The 17995-nt window shown below is 61.3% G+C and carries 13 protein-coding genes and 1 pseudogene; 2 read left to right on the forward strand and 12 right to left on the reverse strand.

The window, feature by feature from the left end; genetic code table 11:
- Positions 1 to 395 (reverse strand): annotated as a pseudogene (locus U5A57_RS38280) (hypothetical protein); the annotation flags it as partial.
- A 602-nt stretch (positions 396 to 997) separates the two neighbouring features.
- Here U5A57_RS38280 and U5A57_RS38285 point away from each other — a divergent pair.
- Together U5A57_RS38285 and U5A57_RS38290 are read left to right on the forward strand one after the other, a co-directional pair.
- Complete coding sequence (locus U5A57_RS38285; RefSeq protein ID WP_321917242.1) at positions 998 to 1426, forward strand: DUF305 domain-containing protein; 429 nt, start codon at positions 998 to 1000, stop codon at positions 1424 to 1426.
- A 661-nt stretch (positions 1427 to 2087) separates the two neighbouring features.
- Positions 2088 to 3599 (forward strand): CoA-acylating methylmalonate-semialdehyde dehydrogenase, encoded by a 1512-nt coding sequence (locus U5A57_RS38290; protein WP_321917244.1) that lies wholly within the window; start codon positions 2088 to 2090, stop codon positions 3597 to 3599.
- A 770-nt stretch (positions 3600 to 4369) separates the two neighbouring features.
- On the opposite strand, the gene U5A57_RS38295 is transcribed toward U5A57_RS38290, so the two are convergent.
- The 11 genes from U5A57_RS38295 to U5A57_RS38345 form a co-directional block, all read right to left on the reverse strand.
- Positions 4370 to 7525, reverse strand: a complete 3156-nt coding sequence (locus U5A57_RS38295) for an LPD7 domain-containing protein (RefSeq protein ID WP_321917246.1) — start codon at positions 7523 to 7525, stop codon at positions 4370 to 4372.
- 113 nt (positions 7526 to 7638) lie between these two features.
- Complete coding sequence (locus U5A57_RS38300; RefSeq protein ID WP_321917248.1) at positions 7639 to 8004, reverse strand: plasmid mobilization protein; 366 nt, start codon at positions 8002 to 8004, stop codon at positions 7639 to 7641.
- A 239-nt stretch (positions 8005 to 8243) separates the two neighbouring features.
- Complete coding sequence (locus U5A57_RS38305; protein ID WP_321917250.1) at positions 8244 to 9632, reverse strand: hypothetical protein; 1389 nt, start codon at positions 9630 to 9632, stop codon at positions 8244 to 8246.
- Between the two features lie 73 nt (positions 9633 to 9705).
- Positions 9706 to 10032, reverse strand: a complete 327-nt coding sequence (locus U5A57_RS38310; protein WP_321917251.1) for a killer protein — start codon at positions 10030 to 10032, stop codon at positions 9706 to 9708.
- Positions 10033 to 10043: 11 nt separating this feature from the next.
- Positions 10044 to 10505: a hypothetical protein gene (locus U5A57_RS38315; RefSeq protein ID WP_321917253.1), complete on the reverse strand. Its 462-nt coding sequence runs from the start codon at positions 10503 to 10505 to the stop codon at positions 10044 to 10046.
- Between the two features lies 1 nt (position 10506).
- Positions 10507 to 11322 carry a StbB family protein gene (gene stbB, locus U5A57_RS38320; protein ID WP_321917255.1) on the reverse strand — a complete coding sequence of 272 codons (816 nt, stop codon included), beginning with the start codon at positions 11320 to 11322 and terminating at the stop codon, positions 10507 to 10509.
- Positions 11291 to 13012 (reverse strand): LPD7 domain-containing protein, encoded by a 1722-nt coding sequence (locus tag U5A57_RS38325; protein WP_321917257.1) that lies wholly within the window; start codon positions 13010 to 13012, stop codon positions 11291 to 11293. Before U5A57_RS38325 ends, stbB begins: the two co-directional genes overlap by 32 nt.
- Positions 13009 to 14748, reverse strand: a complete 1740-nt coding sequence (locus tag U5A57_RS38330) for a type IV secretory system conjugative DNA transfer family protein (protein WP_321917259.1) — start codon at positions 14746 to 14748, stop codon at positions 13009 to 13011. Before U5A57_RS38330 ends, U5A57_RS38325 begins: the two co-directional genes overlap by 4 nt.
- A complete protein-coding gene (locus tag U5A57_RS38335; protein ID WP_321917261.1) occupies positions 14745 to 15113 on the reverse strand; it encodes a hypothetical protein in 369 nt (122 codons plus the stop codon). The genes U5A57_RS38330 and U5A57_RS38335 overlap by 4 nt, the downstream gene beginning before the upstream one ends.
- A gap of 346 nt (positions 15114 to 15459) precedes the next feature.
- Entirely contained in the window at positions 15460 to 16500 is a 1041-nt protein-coding gene (gene virB11 / locus U5A57_RS38340; RefSeq protein WP_408602519.1) for a P-type DNA transfer ATPase VirB11, read from the reverse strand.
- Between the two features lie 136 nt (positions 16501 to 16636).
- Positions 16637 to 17983, reverse strand: coding sequence for a TrbI/VirB10 family protein (locus tag U5A57_RS38345; RefSeq protein WP_321917262.1), 1347 nt, complete (start codon positions 17981 to 17983; stop codon positions 16637 to 16639).
- Positions 17984 to 17995: the final 12 nt, after the last annotated feature.

The following is a 17995-nucleotide window of genomic DNA, read 5'->3' on the forward strand; positions in this document are numbered from 1 at the left end:
GCCCCCACGATGCGCACCAGACCGTACGAACAATTAAAGCCACGCGTTTGGCGGCCCGCCGGGGCGGTCAACCACAAAGTCGGCATCTGGCAGATGGGCGGCGCACGTCTGTTACGCCCCGGAGCATGTTTGGAAATCGACTCTGCATCGAACTTTTGATCCGGTTCGTCGTCAACGTGCAATCTCACTGCCGAACAGAATCTCTCCCTTGTGAGTTCTTCCAGGAAGGCAGCTTTATTGCAAGTTCTTACGCAGTAATGGAGTTCGAAGGAACGACCGGAATCAGCGAGCTTATCAGCCATACTGATAATTGGCCTGATGCCAATTCCGCCGGCGACGAGTATCGAGTGCTCCATACTGTCTTCCAATGGGAAGTGATGTTTCGGCTCACTCACGCGCAACCTTGCTCCCTCCTCTAGCTGCTGGTTGAGTTCGTTAGTTCTATGCGGCCGACATCGTTCGTTAACTGGCCCGTTTGCGAAGGCTTCATCCTCGATGCGGGCTCGCCGATGGCCGGGTTCGTCACGAGAGGTTGAGACTGAAGCCTCTTGCACCTAGTCGCAGTGAGTCGGGGCACGCACACAGGAACGAAGCCTCCACGTCACGTGGTAACTCGACAGACCGCTCTGCGGCACTGAGTCTCGAATACAGACTTCCGCTCATGCTTTTGCATGAGAGCCGCGCCCTAGGCGATCACCGAGCCCGGTCGCGGGGCGCTGGTCGGCCACTTTCGGACGCTGGCCGGCGCGTCGACTTTGCCATTCGAACGTCTCGAGCGCCTAAATACCGGCCATTCAGGTACGGATTCGATCCGATAAGTTGTCAGGCAAAGCAGCCCTTCGCGCAATTACAAGTCTCGGTTTCTGCAAAAGTGTGCGCTGGTCCCTGGACGCTTGACCTTCCAACGATAGGAAGGGTGATGATCAATACGCGGGGCCTGATTAGGAGCGCAGTCGCCCGCTAACGATCCAGTTATCCACCTATTGGGCACATTCAGATGAAAGTCAACCATTTACTCACCGTCCTCTCGATCAACGTCGGAATCGTGTTGTGTGGCATCGCACTCAACGCGAGCGCGCAGCAAGCCACTGCCATGGCAAATGGGCAGATGAACATGTCTGCTGGAAAAATGGATACGCCTGCGGAAACCGGTGGGCCGCTGTCTGCGCCGACGTCGGCCTTTGAGAACAACGCGGCAAAGATGATGAAAAACATGAGCGCACCCGGATACACCGGAGATACAGACGCGGACTTTGTGGCGCACATGATCCCGCATCATCAGGGAGCGGTGGATCAAGCCGAAGTCGAGCTCAAGTACGGCAAAGATCCCCAAATGAAGGCGCTGGCGAAAAAAATCATCAAGGCACAAAAGGAGGAGATTGCCTTTATGACGCAGTGGCAGTCCAAGCACAACAAAAAGACGTGACGCGCGAGGCAGCATGGGGCGCCTCGCTGGGTCGCGAAGGCTTTCGAAGGCTCCGCCGAACGATCTCGTCTTGCTGCGACGAGCGGCGGCAGTTTGGGCCGATGACTTGACGGACAGCACGCACGCGTGGATGAACGCTGGACCTCTGAAACCAGCGTTCATGTCCAGCTAGTTTCAACGGCCGAAGTGGGTCCAGGGCGTGTCGAAACGTATTTTTCTACCGCGTGAACAATTCATGACCGGACCGGTCAAACTTTTTTACGGTGAGTTTGAAGAGTCGAATGTCACGAGCACAACAACACCCCTCGGGGCTTTAGCTCCCAGCCAACTTCACGGCCTTCAGGGTTCTTACCGCGCCCATCGTGCGAGCGTTCGGGTCAGGAAGTGTGCAGGACCCATCCAGTGCTTGAGCGTACCGAAGACGTGCTCGACGGCACCTACCACTCGTCCATCCCATCCGTTCAGTCGTCGCGCGGATACGCCTGAGACCTGCTTACGCGAGTTAATCGCCGATCATGGCACGTTCGTTGCCCTTTCTATTTTTTACGTGCTCGACCGATGATTGTTCGTATACGTAAACAATCATTTCAGTCGCGGTCTCTTTTCATGTATTTCCAGGCTTCGTACACTGGTGATCATCAACCATTGCCGAGGAGACGAAATGCAACCTTTTATTGATACCGCAGACGTGGCTCACTTCATTGGCGGCAAGACCGCCCGTGGCGCCGGCGAGCGCACGCAAGCGGTCTTCAACCCCGCGACCGGCGCCGCCGCACGCCGCCTCGTGCTGGGCGAAGGTGCCGATGTCGACGCGGCCGTGGCGAGCGCGAAAGCCGCGTTCCCGAAGTGGCGCGACACGCCGCCGATTCGCCGCGCGCGCGTCATGCTGCGTTTTCTCGGGCTGATGAATCGTCACGCTGACGAACTTGCGGCGATCATCACGGCCGAGCATGGCAAGGTGTTGTCCGACGCGCGGGGCGAAGTGGCGCGTGGTATCGATGTGATCGAATATGCCTGCGGCATTCCGCAACTACTCAAGGGCGACTACACCGAACAGGTTTCCACGGGCATGGATAACTGGACCGTGCGCCAGCCGCTGGGCGTGGTGGCCGGCATCACGCCGTTCAACTTCCCCTGCATGGTGCCCTGCTGGATGTTCCCGGTGGCGCTCGCCGCGGGCTGCACGTTCATCCTCAAGCCTAGCGAACGCGATCCTTCGGCTTCGCTCTTCATGGCGCGCTTGCTCAAGGAAGCCGGCCTGCCCGACGGCGTGTTCAACGTCGTACAGGGCGACAAGGTGGTGGTTGACGCCCTCCTCGCACACCGCGACGTGAAGGCAGTCAGCTTCGTGGGCTCCACGCCGATCGCGAACTACATCTACGGGACTGGTGCAAAGCACGGCAAGCGCGTGCAAGCGCTCGGCGGCGCGAAGAACCACATGGTCGTGATGCCCGATGCGGACCTCGACAAGACCGTTGATGCGCTCATCGGAGCAGGCTACGGCTCAGCGGGCGAGCGCTGCATGGCGATCTCGGTGGCTGTGCTGGTGGGCGACGTGGCTGACAAGATTGTGCCGCGCCTGGCTGAACGCGCGAAGAGCCTAGTCATCAAGAACGGCATGGAAGCCGACGCGGAAATGGGCCCGATCGTAACGAAGCAGGCGCTCGAGCGCATCGAAGGCTATATCGCGACCGGCGTGGAGGAAGGCGCGAAGCTCGTGGCCGACGGGCGCGGCCTGAAGGTGCCCGGCCATGAGAATGGCTTCTTTACGGGCGGCACGCTGTTCGACAATGTCACGCCCGAGATGCGGATCTACAAGGAAGAGATCTTCGGGCCGGTGCTCGCCTGCGTCCGCGTGAAGGACTTCGCCGAGGCTGTGCAGTTGATCAACGACCACGAGTTCGGCAACGGCGTGGCCTGTTACACGCGAGACGGCCACGTGGCACGTGAATTCGGCCGCCAGATCGAAGTGGGGATGGTGGGCATCAACGTGCCGATTCCGGTGCCAATGGCATGGCACGGCTTTGGCGGCTGGAAGCGCAGCCTCTTTGGCGACATGCACGCTTATGGCGAAGAAGGCGTGCGCTTCTATACGAAGCAGAAGTCGATCATGCAGCGCTGGCCGGAAAGCACCGAAAAGGGTGCCGAGTTCTCGATGCCCGTAGCGGAGTGATCTCAAGCCTTCGCTTCCTCCAACACTGGGGGAAGCGATGCGCCTATCCTCCTTGAGAGCGGCCTGCGCGCGTCCCTCGACCTTGACCATAGCCACCGCTCGATGCGGCGACGTTCGCCTCGCCCGCGCTCGACGAGCCAGCAACACATTCGCTGCTTTTGTGCGTGCGGATAGAGTTTTCTTCGGAAATCGACGTGAAACTCTGCCATTGAGATAATTGCCTTCTTATCTTATCTCGCCCGTAGTAGGTCAGTGATGTAAATCGTGCCCGTGAGTCTTTCCATCCTCTGGCAGTCGCCATACCCTCGCAATTGCTTAGGTATTCGAATCGAAGTAGTTGTGACGCTAACTTCAAGATTCGAGACGTACTGATTGCCGCGCGGTCCGCGGCGGTTCAGCTGAATGTCTGCTGCAAGCTGCCGGTCGGACGGTTAGTTGCGAGATACGCCATGATGTATCTTACGATGCAAAGTTGACGTATAAGAAATTAGCGAAGTTCTCACTCTCTCCGTTGTGAAGAGTTCACTCTCGATGTGCTACGCGCCAACGAAAGTCCCTACTCGAGCTGGCGCAGCCTGTGCGAAGAGTCAAACGCTCACGATATTGAGATGGCTGCGCTGCGCCAATACGGCGGAGCGCCGGCAGCGCGCAACGGAAGAGAGCCCTTGGCATGAAGTTCAGACTGGACTGACACAGCGTACGATGGTGGGTAGCGGTTTGACATTCGGCCCGCATAGTGTCCAATTCATTCCGCCCTCCAGATTACCGCGCTATCTCTGAGTCCCTGGGAGGTCGTCGGGGGCGTCCGGTTCGGTGGGTGGCGTTACATCTTGATCGTGTGCGGGTGGCACACTGCGCACGGCGTCGCGCAGCTGGTTGCTCTCCTGCACGTCACGCTCGCGCTGCAGCACGCGCCGCTCCTCCGCTTCCGCATCAAGCTCGGCCAACCGAATCATGCGCAGGTGCTCGGTCTCGGGTTGCTCGAACGCGATATGCATGCGCAGGTCTGCGGCCACATGCGCCGCGGCCGCCTGAAAGTCTTCCGGGCCCGACAGCGACAGCGTGGCACCGAACTTTTGCTGGGCAAATCGCAGTGCGATCTCGATGGCGTCGCGCTCGCTGTTCCACAGCCGCAATGTGCGGCCTTCATCGACGAGAAGCACCGCCCCGTCCTTAAGGTAATCAACCTCTCCGCTAGCCCGCACCTCATATGTGATCGAAGGACCGCGCCAGAAAATCTCGTTTTGTTGCTGCGGCATCTCTGGCCCACACGAGGCGGGTGCGAGCGCCATGGTACGGTCCCCATCGGTGCACTGCGGCTGGAGGCGTAGCTGCTGCATGCGTCGCAACTCGCGTAGCGCCCGATCGTCCCCGGTCTGCGCACGCTCTTGCAGGAAGTCGCGGTAATGCTCGCTGATAGGCCGCCGCGCCGCGCCCTTAAGCGCAGCGCGTTCCCTGCGGATGTGATCGCGCAACGCCGCCTCGGCCTGAAGACGCGCCACGCGGGCGGCCGACAGTTGCTCGCGTCGCTCGGTGGAGGAAAGGTCAGCGCGATCGGCGAATGTGCTCCGCACCTTGTCGAACCCTTCCCTGATCGCGCTCCGCCGCTTTTCTTCGTGTTGCATCTGTTGATCCCACGCCCGGCGCAGTCCGTCACGGTACGCCGCACGCCAATGCAGGAATTCGCCCCATAGGTCGCGTTCGGGCGCGCGACGCGGTACATATTCGGAGCGATGGGCCGTCTGCGCACGGTACATCTCGCGCAGCAGTTGTGCCGCCTCGTCCCATGGCAAGCCCATCTCTTTCGTGAGGAAGTCCGATACGTTGAGGTTTCGCGAGCCGGCCCGGATCCGGTCACCGCCATCCGCGCCCTTTCCGATGCCGTACTTTTCGACGATCAGGCCATGCGAGTGCGCGAGCGCTGCAAGCAACCGCGTCCCATCGAGTGTGACGCGGATCTGGGCGAATTCGTCGCGATCACACGCACGGCGTGCGGCGCGCGATTCCACGTGGTCGCGCGCGAGCTGATCACGCAGGGTATCTGCTTCGCGCCCGGTGGCGATGCGGGCCCGCGCGTTGAATGCCGGGTCAGCAACGTCGCTGGCAGGCAGTGTCTCAGCGAAGGGCAGAGAGCGGATCGCATCGAGCGACTGGATATCCGCGAGGCTGCGAATCGATTCGCGCGCACCGAATCCCTCCGGTAGCGATCCGCCCCCCAGTGCCGGATTCATGCCGAAAGGCTCTCGCGAACCGAACGGGCCACCAGCGCGAATAAACTTGTCAGCGGCAGACGCGGCAAGGCGGCCCCGCGCTGCGTCATCGGCCGTATCCCACGCCGCGTACATCCGGGCAGCGATCGCGTCGAGCACCGGCACGCGGTCGCCCGATGCGTCTGACCAGAGCACGCCCGCCCGCAGTGCCGGAAAATCCATGCCTGCGTCGAAATCGTGCCCGGCGCCATCGCGCCATCGCGCTCCAGGCGCTAGCTGCTCTCTTCCCGCTCGCTCGCGATCGCCAGTCCATCGCAATGCGTCAATTCGGTCGGCCTGCTGGTTTCCCAGCTCCAGTAGTGCATCAGGCGGCAAAAGCATTTGACGTCGCGCGGCGTCGCCATCCACACTGCGGCCGGACACACCTCGCACACGGTGTGGGGATTGGGTCGGCGCACCGGGTCGATTGAAGCGAGCGTCAAAGTCGTGATCTGCTCCGCGTCGCCAGCGCCTTGGGGATTCGTGGTCCGAGCCTTCGTGCTCCTGCCATTGCCGCCGCCACTTTGGCTCGCGCTGTCCTTGCGGCTCTGTCCACCAGTGCCCTCGCCCATCCCATGAATCTCGCCGGTCCCGGGATCCACGTCCATTGTCGTTTCGTCGTTCTCCGCCATCGTGTCCTCCTGCTGAGTCATAGAACCGCTGCTCGCGGTGTTCCAGAATGCGCCGCTGTTCTGTCGGCGACGCGGCCTGCCACGTCCTGTAGAAGCTGCTCCCGCTATTCAGGTACTTCATCTCCCGCGCGCGAATGTCCTGCCACTGCGCGAGGGCATCGAGATACGCCTGGGGCGTGGCGCGTGACGAGCCCGGCTGGACGTACTCCGCGTGAACATCCTGTTCAAGCGCCGCGCACTTGCCATCTGCATCGAGCTCGATGAACTCGCGCGAGAACACGAACTCCTTCAGGTTGGTGCCCTTGTCGGCGCCGGGTGCCTTGACGTTCTCGTAGGCGTCGTCGCGCCCGGCGTTACGTGTGCGTGTCTCACCGAAGGTAGCGAGCAGCGTAAGGAAGTCCTCGTAGCGCGTGACGTTGCCCGCGACCACCGCCTCAAGGATCCGGGCCTTCAGTTCGCGATTCAGTGGACGGAAAATGTCACCCTTGTACCGGCTGATCATCTCCGACGCGTCGGTGAACCGTACGCGACGGTTGTCCTTCGGACTCGCCAGCCCGTATTGCGCGTTCATGTGCTCCTGAAACGCCTCGAGGAACCTGTGGTTCCTGTCAACCTTGCCGAACGGCTCCAGTCTCCGGCCGGTCAGCAGGTTCACCTCCGGGATAACAACATGCACGTGAACCTTGCGCTCGACGAACTCGCCGCTGCGGCGATTCGCGTAGCTCTTGACCCGTGGCACGTGGGCTTCCGCGTAGAAGTTGTACTCATCAGGCCGGTAAGCAGCGAACGCAAACGCTTCAAATTCCCTCACGATTTGCTCGAGCACGTTGCGCGGGACGTCGTCCTCCTTGAACGACAGCGTGACGTGAAGGTAGCGCTCCGCTCCAGTATCCATCGACCGGATGATGTCGTTTGTCAGTGCAAGGTCGCCAGCCAGGATCACGCGTTCGTCCATTTCGTCGCGCCCCACCTCCCGGTCCTGCTTCTGGCCTTTCTCCAGATATTCCTTGATCCCATCGTGATAGCCACGTACCCGGATCAGCATCGTTCAGCGCTCCCGTTCTATGAACCGCTGCTCGCGATGTTGGACACGACGCAAGCCTGCATGACACCAAGGATGGCAAAGTGCCAATCCTTGCTACGCATATCCCACTGCGGCTAATCCACCTTCACCAGGGTGCTTTTCAGATATCGCGAGATCATCTGCAGTTGCGTGAGCAACTGCTCGTAGGTCGCTTCGGACAGCGTGCCCCGTACGTGCTCCGAGTTGGCCCAATACGCAACCTGGTTCAGGGTCCTGCTGGTCTTGTTAAAGATGTACAGCAACCGCTTGCGGTCCGTACTGACCGCAGGTCGCGCGATCACGCGCGTACGATTCGTCAGCACTGCCTGCCGGAAAAACTCGGATTGCGTAAGGCCCGACGCCGCCACCTTCGCAAGCCAGACTTCCCGGTCCGCCTCCGGGAGCCTGAATGCGATCGGCTTGCCAAGTCCCACCCCATCCTTAGCTTTCCTCCGCGGCATGGCCTAGCGTCCTGCAGGATGGGCCCAAACCACCGCCCGCGCTGGCTTGTCATACCGGATAGCATTGCTTGCCCGTGCGCGGGCGAGGTGTCTGGTCCCCCACCACAGCACCTCGTCCTCTCGTGACGCAGGCATTGCCAGCTCGCCTGCCATCCCTCGCGATGCTCCCCTCCATGGCAGGTATCGCTGCTGCCTGCTGCGTGGCGGCGGTACAAGCTGGACCGATTTGGAGTGCGGAATCATTGCCGCGCCTCCTGATCCGTTGATGTCCGTCGTACTCCAGCGAGATGCAGAATCTTTGCGCCGACGTGACGAAAGAACGCGTCGTCGCGCTGAGCCTGCCCGCTGTCGTCTGCGACATGGTGCTCGATGAGAATCCCCCGTCGTTTCATGATTGCGTGTGTACGAGACTTGCGCTCAAGGTATTCCGGTTCATCTGCGCCCATGGTCTCGACGACGATGCGATGCAGACGTGTTGCCATGTGACCGGCCGCGAGCGTGCGGAACGTCAGCTCGAAGTCTGGGCGGCACCAGAGGCTCGAACCGTCAGGCTGGCGCACCTCCCGGTCAAAGAGCGGCTTGCAAAGCGTCACATCGACACCACGCTTCCTGACCCACTCCATCACAGCAAACAGCGATTCGAGCGTCACACGCTCGTAGTGGCTGTCCAACGGAACCGGATGTGCCGCGGAATATGCGTGCTGGACGTACCCCTCGCGAAATCGGGCGTACCCATTCCGGTCGCGGTCAACTACGGCAAGCACCCAGTATGGCGGCCGCTTCAGGGCGTGATCGCGGCCGCCGGCACGGATGAACTTTATCGGGCGGACGAGGCGTTCGCCCATCGCTGTGTACTTGATTGCGGCACCGTCGCGAACATCATCAGCGACAAACAGGAGCAGCGCGCTGCGAACCTTCTTTCCTGGCCAGGGCAGCCCATCGATGAAAGCCATTTTTTCGGCAGGGCTGATCCACGGTTTGTAGTACAGGACCTGCCCCAGGGTCAACTCCGGACTCAATGCCTCGGCGCCCGCCCAGTTTTCAAGGCGCTCCCACGAACGGGTCCTATCCTTCAGCAGGTCAGCATGGACGATAGCAAACCCCGCGTCCTCGAGCAGCGTATGCATGATGCGCCCAAGGCGCGGCAGACGCCTGCCAGTTTCACCACCGCCCACGGGCGGCTCGCCGGGGCCGCCCGACGGCGCGACGCTCTCATGGAGATCGTCGAGATAGTCGAGCGCATCACCGACTGGCCTGAGTGGATGATGCTTACCGGGGACCGCCAGCGCACTATCGAGTTCGGCTTCCGGCTCCGGACCCTGCCGGAACGAGGTCAGTGCACAGCGATGTCCGCCGTACTGGTGCATGCGCACGAAATGGCGCGCGCCCTCATCGCGCACACGGGCGGTGAGCCGCGGCTGATTCTGCGAACCCGGCCAGCAGTCGCATTCGAGCCACTGCCGGACGCGCCGTCCGTCGTGCATCGCTTCGAGCACGGCCGTCACGAGTCCAACGTCGCCAGGCTGAACTTGCTGTCCCTCTCCACAGAAGCGGCGCACCGCGGCGGCTTCTTCCGGGGTGAGCGGCCGCTCGATGCGGTCGGGACGATCCCTGTCGATCAGGCGCATGGCGGGTTCTCCTCATCGCTGGTGATACGTAAGCGTGGCAAAGCGGCACGGCATGAAAAAGGCGGCGCGCGATTCAAGGTCCTTTTTCGACGGCGCCATACCTCGAATTGACCGAGCCCCTCAAGTCGCTTCCGACCGACTCGCACTCGTTCAGATAGTCGCCGCGTGCATTCGTCGTACCACCTGGATCGAAATGCCCGTGATGGAATCGCACGATGGAAAAGTACGTCGCTTCGTATTCGTCGCACGTTTTGCCACCGCTGCCACCGCCCATCACACCGGCAAGACAGAGCACCACCCCGCACGCGTCCACGTCATCGTTCGCGCGCGCCAGCGGCGTCGCGAGTGCGCATATGAGGAGCGCACGGCAAAGTGCGCCCGCAACTGATCGTCGTTTCATTGCGTCGCCCCCTATCGTCCGAACAGATGCAGGCCGGCCAGAATGGTCGGTAGTGCCACAGACAGCGCCGCTGCGATGATTGCCGCAACCAGCACCCAGCTCGCGATCTCCCCGCGACTGACGAAACCGCCACGACGTCGTTCGTGCCGGAGTAGTTCGCGCAGGAGCTCACGACTACGGCCGTTCGCTTCGTCGTATTGGCGCAGCGACAGTTCGGCGAGCAGCTGATCGCGTGCCTCGCCGAAACTGGCGGCCTTCTCCAGCACGTCCAGGCTCGCTTCGGAGAACTGCTTCAAAAACTGCTCGTGGCGCGCGGTGAGCCGTAGCATCAGGAGCTCACCATCGTCCTTAAACTGTTTGCGATACGCCTCGACCAGCTCGCCGAGCTCCTTCACCTCGCGGCGCACATTCGTTACCTCACCTAGCGCGGCAGCAATCAGCTCCTCGCGGATCGCATCGTCCTTTGCGCCCATGTCAGCTCACCAGTTCCGCGAACACCACGTCGAGTTCAGATGTGACCCGGCGTGCGAGCCGCTTCAGTGCCACCATGCGCCGGATATGCGCGCGTTGCTCCTCGGGCATGCCGGAGTCGATTGCCTCGGCGTTCATGGCGAGGTAGTCCGCAGGATCGTTCCGGATATCGGCAATGGTCTTGCCGATCCCCTTGATCTTTTCGAAGATGGGATTCTCGTAGATCACGGCATTGGGGTTAAGGGCACACCAGCCGTCGCGCCCGACCGCCTCGAAAAGCCTCGAAAATGCGCTCGTGAGATCCTGCTTCGGGTCGACCATGTTGAAAACAACCCGGATTTTCTCGCGCGGGACGCCAATTTGCTGGAGCGTCTGAAGGGTTGAAATGGTGTCGACCTGCTGCTTGGCCCCGGCCACAGTTGGCACGACGAAGCGGTCGTAGTCCTGGTGCGAACCGTCATAGCGGTTCATCAGCGTAATGAAGTCTTCGACGTTCGACGCGCCGACGTCGACAACGGCACGGCTCACGCTCATCAGCCGGTCCTGCACCTCGTCAAACTGGCTGCCGCGCAGGGCGGCCGTGTCGGTGCCGTCGGAATTGATCGATTCGATAGAAATCACCACCGCTCCTTCCAGGCGAGGTGCCAGCACATGACGCGTGACGGTCGTCTTGCCGACGTTGCCTGAGTGATTTAACACTGCTATTTTCATGCTTCGCTGCTCCGGAGAAGAATTGGCAGGAGTGGCCGTCGTCTGCACGGGGCCAGCGTCCGGCTTCACGTAACGATCAGGGTTCAAGTTCAAACGGCGGCGCGTCATGTCCGGCCTCCAGCGAGGGTTGCTCCGACGCGCTCTCCGTAGCGGCGCTCCCCGCGTGCTGCTGGCCGGGCTCCTGCGTCGCACGCTCGCGCTCGATCTGCTCGCGCACCGCCTCGATCGTCGCGTCACTGACCTGTGGCATCGGAACCTCGAGCGGACGGTTAGTTGCGCGCGCCTCGGCCACGGCGCTTTCGAACTCCCCTCGCAGTTGCTCCTTCTGCTGCTCGGGCAATCCTTTGATTTCGTCTTCCAGCACCTCGCGCGCAGCCTGCTCCTTGATGCGCTCGCGCGCCGCTTCGAGTGTGGCCTGTTGCTCCTTCGTGTAGCGCCAATTGCCATTCAGGAAGCGGTCACGCGCCTCGTTAATGCGGCGCTGTTCGTTGACTTCCCGGCGCACACTCGCCATCTGTTGACGCTGCTCGCGCGTCGGCAAGCCTGCCACGTCGGGTGACGACACCAGCCACTCATTGCGCCGGCTCGTCACGGGCTTCGGATCGATTTCCCGCCCCTTACCGTCGAACTGCCGCTGCAGGGCGGTGACTTGCCGGGTGCTACCTTTTTCAAGCTCGACGCGCTGCCCGATCTGGACACCGCTGTCCGCAATCGCCCGTTCGAGATCGAGGCCCCAAACGGTGCGCTCTCCTGCCTGTGTGCGGACGGTCGCGTAGTAACTGTCCTTGTGCTTTGGATCGTGATTGAAAGGCGCCGGCCCGTGCGCGAGTAGCTCACCCGCCGTGACTCCCGGCGGAGTCGTGGTCTGGAGCGTGGCTTGTGCCTGCTGTCGCGCGTCGCCCTGTGCTAGGCCGCCGGTGGCGCCGGCGCCAGATCGAACCGGCGTGGGTGCGGGACTCTCCGGCCCAGGAAAGCCGTTACCCTTATTTGGGCGAGGTGCCTCACCTGCTGTGCGCGGCGCGCCCTTCCGCGCCCCCCTGTTTTCGCCCGACGCAACGGGTTGTTCGGGGCTTTTCGCATCGGCCTCTGATTCAATCGTATTCGTGCGTGCCGGTTCGCCAGCTGTCGACCGTTCGCCGGCAGCAATACGCATCGCCTCACGCGCGGCAGCTAGTGTCGCCCGATCCTGAGCCTTAGGCCGGAAGCCGCGCGAGGGCACGCCGGCCAGTTCGGCGGCGATCCACGCTTGACGGCGAAACTCGTCGCTGCCCTTCAGTTGGAGCTCGCTCCAGTGCTTCGCCTGAGCCACCGCAACCATGTGCTGGATCACGTCGCGATCTTCGCTCGCCGTGGCCAGCGAACGGCCCTTGTCCTCGAAATGCACGGTCTCGCTCTTGCGATCGAGATACTTGCCCTCGAATGCCACATACTGATCGCGAACCGACTTCGGGACCTCGTAGCCGGTCTTCTCGATGATCGGCTTCGGCTGGATGGCGTTGTCGGTCTCCTTCGCGGCAAGCGTCCTCCCAATGCCGGCGGCCGGTGTGACAGCGTTATTGACCGGCGGGCTATCCTTGAGCAAAGCTTCAACCTCCTTCCGGTCGGTTCCGCGTATTTTCTTCATCCGCTTCTGCGTTGCTTCGTCGAGCGACGCTTCAGTTGCCTTCGACGCGGTACGTACATCGGGCTCATTTGCCGGTAACGTCTGGCGCGCTCGGATAGCCGACGCGTCGTCGGAATTGGCGGCGTCGCGCTCGTGGAACCCTAGCTGGTCCTCCGGGAATTCAATCTCGTTCATAGCCTGGCTCCTTCAGATACGGGGAAAGGCGCGGCCGCGGGCTTGTCACCCGAGGTCGCATCAGGTAGCACCTCGCTCAGGTAGGGCATCAGCTTGAAAAGCGAAGCGCGAATGCTGGTACGGTTGGCAAAGTGGACAGCTTTCAGCACATCGATTTCGTGCTCGCGCACTTCGCGCACCAGTGTGGACGACGCCGCCATCTCGGCCGCCTGGGCACGGCGCACGTCGTTCTGTCGATGCCACCACTGCTCAACGTCGATCTGCGGCACCGGCGCGCAGAGTTCCCGTTCCACGAAGGCCGCGTGTTTCATCTGTGCTTCGTCCGGAAACTTCGGCGCAAATCCAAAGAATTCGCGCCGGCGATTGGCTTTTTGAAGGCCCGCCATGACGCCCTGCAGATACGGGCTTTGCTGCACAAGGCGATCCACCATCTCGGCGTCTTCGTAGTAGTACGCCTTGTCGCACAAGATCGGATTGCACCCTTCGATGGTGATGATCTGCCTGCGTCTGGGCAGGCCACGCAATTCCTGAGGCAGCATCAGCGGGCGCGCGTGTTCGGTCTCGTTCGTGTTTGTGGACGAACTGCGACCTCGGCTGCGCCCGCGCGAACGCGCGAGATAGGTGAACGTTCCCAGCATCTTCGAATACTCTTCGGAATCCTCTCGTGTCCGGGGCGCAAAAATATTGCGCATCTTGCAGTTCACAGCGAGCGTCTGCGCGCCGTGCCTGCCGTACAGCTTCGGGTCCTCGAGCTGGGACATGCTGTGGAAAATCAGCATCAGGCGAAGGTTGTAGCCCGCAATGAAGGCATTGGCGGTGTCGATGATGTCGATTTTTCCGGGGGCCGTAAATTCGTCCATCATCAGCGCGCACTGATATTGAAGTTCAGGGTTCTCGGCGGGTTGCTCGCGCGTATTCAGATCTATCAACTGTGAGTAGAAGAGGTTCATGAGCAGCGCGCCGGCCTTGAGTTCGTTCGGCCTGATCGACACGTAAATCGACATGGGCTTCCGGCGCACACTTGCGAGATTGAAGTCACACCGCGACGTTGCTGCGTCTACGATTGGATTGATGAAGACATTCAGCGGCGCGGTCATTGTGGACACGATGTTCCCAAATGCCTCCTTCGACTGGGACAGGAACCGGTTCAGACAGTCCAGGCATTCGAAGCTGAGCGCGGGCAGCGCAACCGCAGCATTCGTACGCGTGCTGACGATCGAAGAAATATGCTCGCGGATCGAGCGCCCCTTTCCAGAGGCCTGCCGCAGCACCTCACCAAACGTGCAGAGCAACGACGGCGTCTCGAGCAGATACAGCACGATCCCGATAAAGAGATTGCGTGCGTTGTCGTTCCAGTATTTCAGCCGTGGATCGACGTTCGACGGATAGAGATGTTCGCCGATGGCCATCACATCACCTACACGCGTATAGGCTGACCGGTGTTCAATGTATGTGAATGGGTTATACGCGTGCGTGCGGCCGTCTTCGGCAAACGGTGCCCACAGCCACGTTTCCTGCCCGCACTGGCGCCGATAGCCGGAGGTGTACAGGAAATTTTCGCCCTTAATATCCTCCACCACAACCGAATGCGGATACGTAAGAAGATTCGGGATGACCATGGATACGCCCTTGTCGGCGCGCGTGCCGGCGGCAAGCATCAGGAAGTCCTGGCCGTGGTACTTCAGGTATTCGCCCTTGTACTTGCCGACGATAAACGGGGGGTACACTTGGCTCATGGCTCGCGACCCCGCCGATCCAGCAGGCCGGCTTTCTCGATATCGCGCCTCGAAGCGAAGCGGGCTTCGCCAAACTGGGCGACGCGTCCGCGGCTCTTAACCAGCGCCATCGTGATCACCGCCACCGGCAGGCCGCCGATCGCTACCGAGAGCAGCGTGCAGACCTTCAGCGCACGCCGAACCGCGGGCACATCGCCGTACCCCAGCCAGTAATCGTGAAGCGTGAATACGCCTGCCGTTTCAGGCGGCAGCTTTTGTATGCGCGCGAAGAGCACGCCACCGATGTACTGGCCCAAGGCCACCGCACCGGCCACGATGACCAGCAATATGACGCAGGGGACAACGATCCTGAGATATCTAGGCATGGCTTCCCTCAATTCTTGGTCACGACGATGCAACCGTCGTCGATGCGGAGCCTCACGTGTATCGCGATCCCCGTCTCCTTCCCTACTCCGTTTCATGTAGCACGAGGCGCCGGTGCGGTTGCATTGCAGTCGCGCACGTCATCGAACCGTCCATGGCGCGCAGGCCCGTTCGATGACCCGCACCGGGTCGTCGGCTCCCAAAGCAGATAGCGCCATTCCTCGCAAACGGCGTATCGTGCTATCGCCCAGCCTGTCTGATGCATGAGGGCAAATTCGCCATCCGTTCGCCATCTGCACACGACGCAATCTGCAACAGCGTTCGCCGATTCCTTCACCACGGCGAAGCTCACGAGATACCGCCCAGCAGTTGCCATTTGCCGATCGGGTCGTACCAGATTTCCGCAAGCCGTTTGTTGCGCATGAAGAGCACCAGATCGATCGTCGAACGCACCTGGTCCATAATGAAACGCCAATCGAGTGTCTGGCCCACCGCGCTCTGCTTGACGAGCGTGGCGATGCGCGAGTGGGCCGAACGGGCGTCGTTGCAATGCACAGTTGTAATGCCACCAGGCGTACCGGTGTTCAGCAGCGTGATGTAATCCCACGCTTCATCGCCTCGTAGCTCGGCGAGGAACACACGATCGAACTTCATACGCAGTGTGGAGCGCACGAGATCCTTCGCGGGTAGCGTGTCGCTGAAAAATAGATGGACGTGATTCGAATGGTTTGGCAGTGAGAGCTCCGGCGTATCTTCAATCGTGCCGATTCGCTCACACGACGGTACGAGGTCAGAGAGGCCTTTATTCAATGTCGTCTTACCGGAGCCGGTGCCACCAGCGAGCGCGATGTTCAGCCGGTTGGCGACGGCTAGCTCGAGCATACGTACGACGTCGCACTGGCTCCTCGCCCTCAGCATTTCAAGCTCAAACGGCTGAAGCAGATCGTGGTGCGCGCTATCACGCCGCGGCGACACATCTCGATAGCCACTGAACCAGCCGTTCTCCTCGTACTCGTAGACCGTATACCGAACATTCGACGGAATGCGGATCGTAATCGAGATGGTGTCCTGCTCACAGGCGGGCGACATCAGCACGTGTCCACGCTCACCATCGGGCAACACCACAGGATGAATAGGCTGATTCATGGAGAACTTGCCTCCTTTCATCACGGTGAGCGCATTCGCAAGCTTAAAACAAGCATCGAACGTGCAGGCAGGCGCATAGTGCCGCCTCCAGCCGTCCGATCCCTCCGTCCAGATCTCGCCCGGCCGATTGATCGCCACTTCGGTCAGTGAGCCGTCGAAGAAGTTCGATATGCCCATCTGTTTCAGGAAGTTCCGGGCGATGGTCCCCTTCTCGATCACGTCGATAATCGCAGAGTCAATCATCAGCAATCCTCCCTAACTCACAATCAAACTGTTCGACGTTCGACAACGTGATCCACTCGGTGCGCTGGATGCCTCACAGCGGTAAATCTTCCGGAAATTGAACCCGCATCCTCATCGACAAGAGCCAGGCCTCTGTTCATTGCTGGCCTGTATTGCCAACCTCGTTGCCGTCCAGGTCGACGTTTTCATACACACTTCTCAGATCGATATCCCGGGCCACAAAAATGTTGATCAGTGAGCCCTGATTCGAATACGCGGTCGGCGGAATGTTGATCGTGGAACGCAACGTTTCGGCCGCCACTTCCTGTGTCGCGTTCGAACTGTTCGTGAAGGTGATCGTCTGGCCCGCGCCTGTCGCCTTGTTGGCAAGCGCCTGGCCGAAATCGCCGATCAGGCTCACCATGAGCGCCCCCTTGTAACGTAGCCAGAAGTGCTCGTCGACGTAGGCGGGGATACCTGCCGCGCCTAGCGTGTCGGTTGCCGGTGAGTGGAGCGGGATATGCACGTCGCCGTCGTCAATCTCGTCCCAGATCGCACCGATTACGGCCTGCCCCTGCATCACGGCATCACGCGTTTCACCCTTGGCAATCGCCCCCTTGCGCACCAGCAGCGTCGTGCCGTCGTCGGACCAGACATCCTGAGCTATCGGGCAACCGATCAGACCGGGCCGGTCGGTCCGGATTGCCGTCGCCTGCCCACAGCGGATCATCGTGTTTCGGCTGAGCAGGTAGTGACGGTTGGACCGGAACGAGGCCTGCATTGGTTGCAGCCTCGACGGCTGCAGAGATCTCTCCAGTGCGCCGCTGTTAGAGCTTCCGGTTTCCGCACGCGGCGCGCCGTTCACGCCCGCCTCGCCGCGCAAGGCCGACTGGCCCATCGGGCGCACCATGCCCGCGAGGCCCTGGTTGTCACCACCAGCATTTTCAGTGCTCGCTTGGCCGTTGCGCCCGAACGCATCCATTGATCCGCCGCCGGGAACGTCACCCGTCCCACCGACGCCCCGCTCGTTCCCAAGCGCAAGCACACCACCCGACAGACGCCGTTCGGCCGGCGTCAGCGGCCGCGCTTGATTGCTAGCCGCTTGCCCCATCCCGGCTTGTGACGCTGCGCCCGAGGGCTGTGTGAGCCTGGCGCGTGCTTCGGATGCGGCGAGCGCTGCGGCAGCTGCGTCCGAAGCGGCCTTGGCCTGCGCTGCCTCGTCGCGCTTGATGCGGTCCTTCTGCGACTCAATATCTGTACCGGTGTCGCTACTGCCCGAATCTTTCGGCTTTCTAAGATCTGCCGCCTTTGATTCCTCATGTTGCTGGAACACACGCTGCAGGTAGATCGTCAGCGCCGAAGCGCCGAGCGCGATCATGGCAAGCGCGACCAGCGCGATCCGCATCTTGCCGGTTCGCGTCTTGCGCCGCGCCGGAAGCTCAAGCGAAGGCTGCGGCCCGACATCGGGAGATGACCCATTCGCGATTTCGTTGCGCTCTTTCATCTGTATATGCGC

Source organism: Paraburkholderia sp. J11-2 (genome assembly GCF_905220185.1).
Classification (GTDB): Bacteria; Pseudomonadota; Gammaproteobacteria; order Burkholderiales; family Burkholderiaceae; genus Paraburkholderia.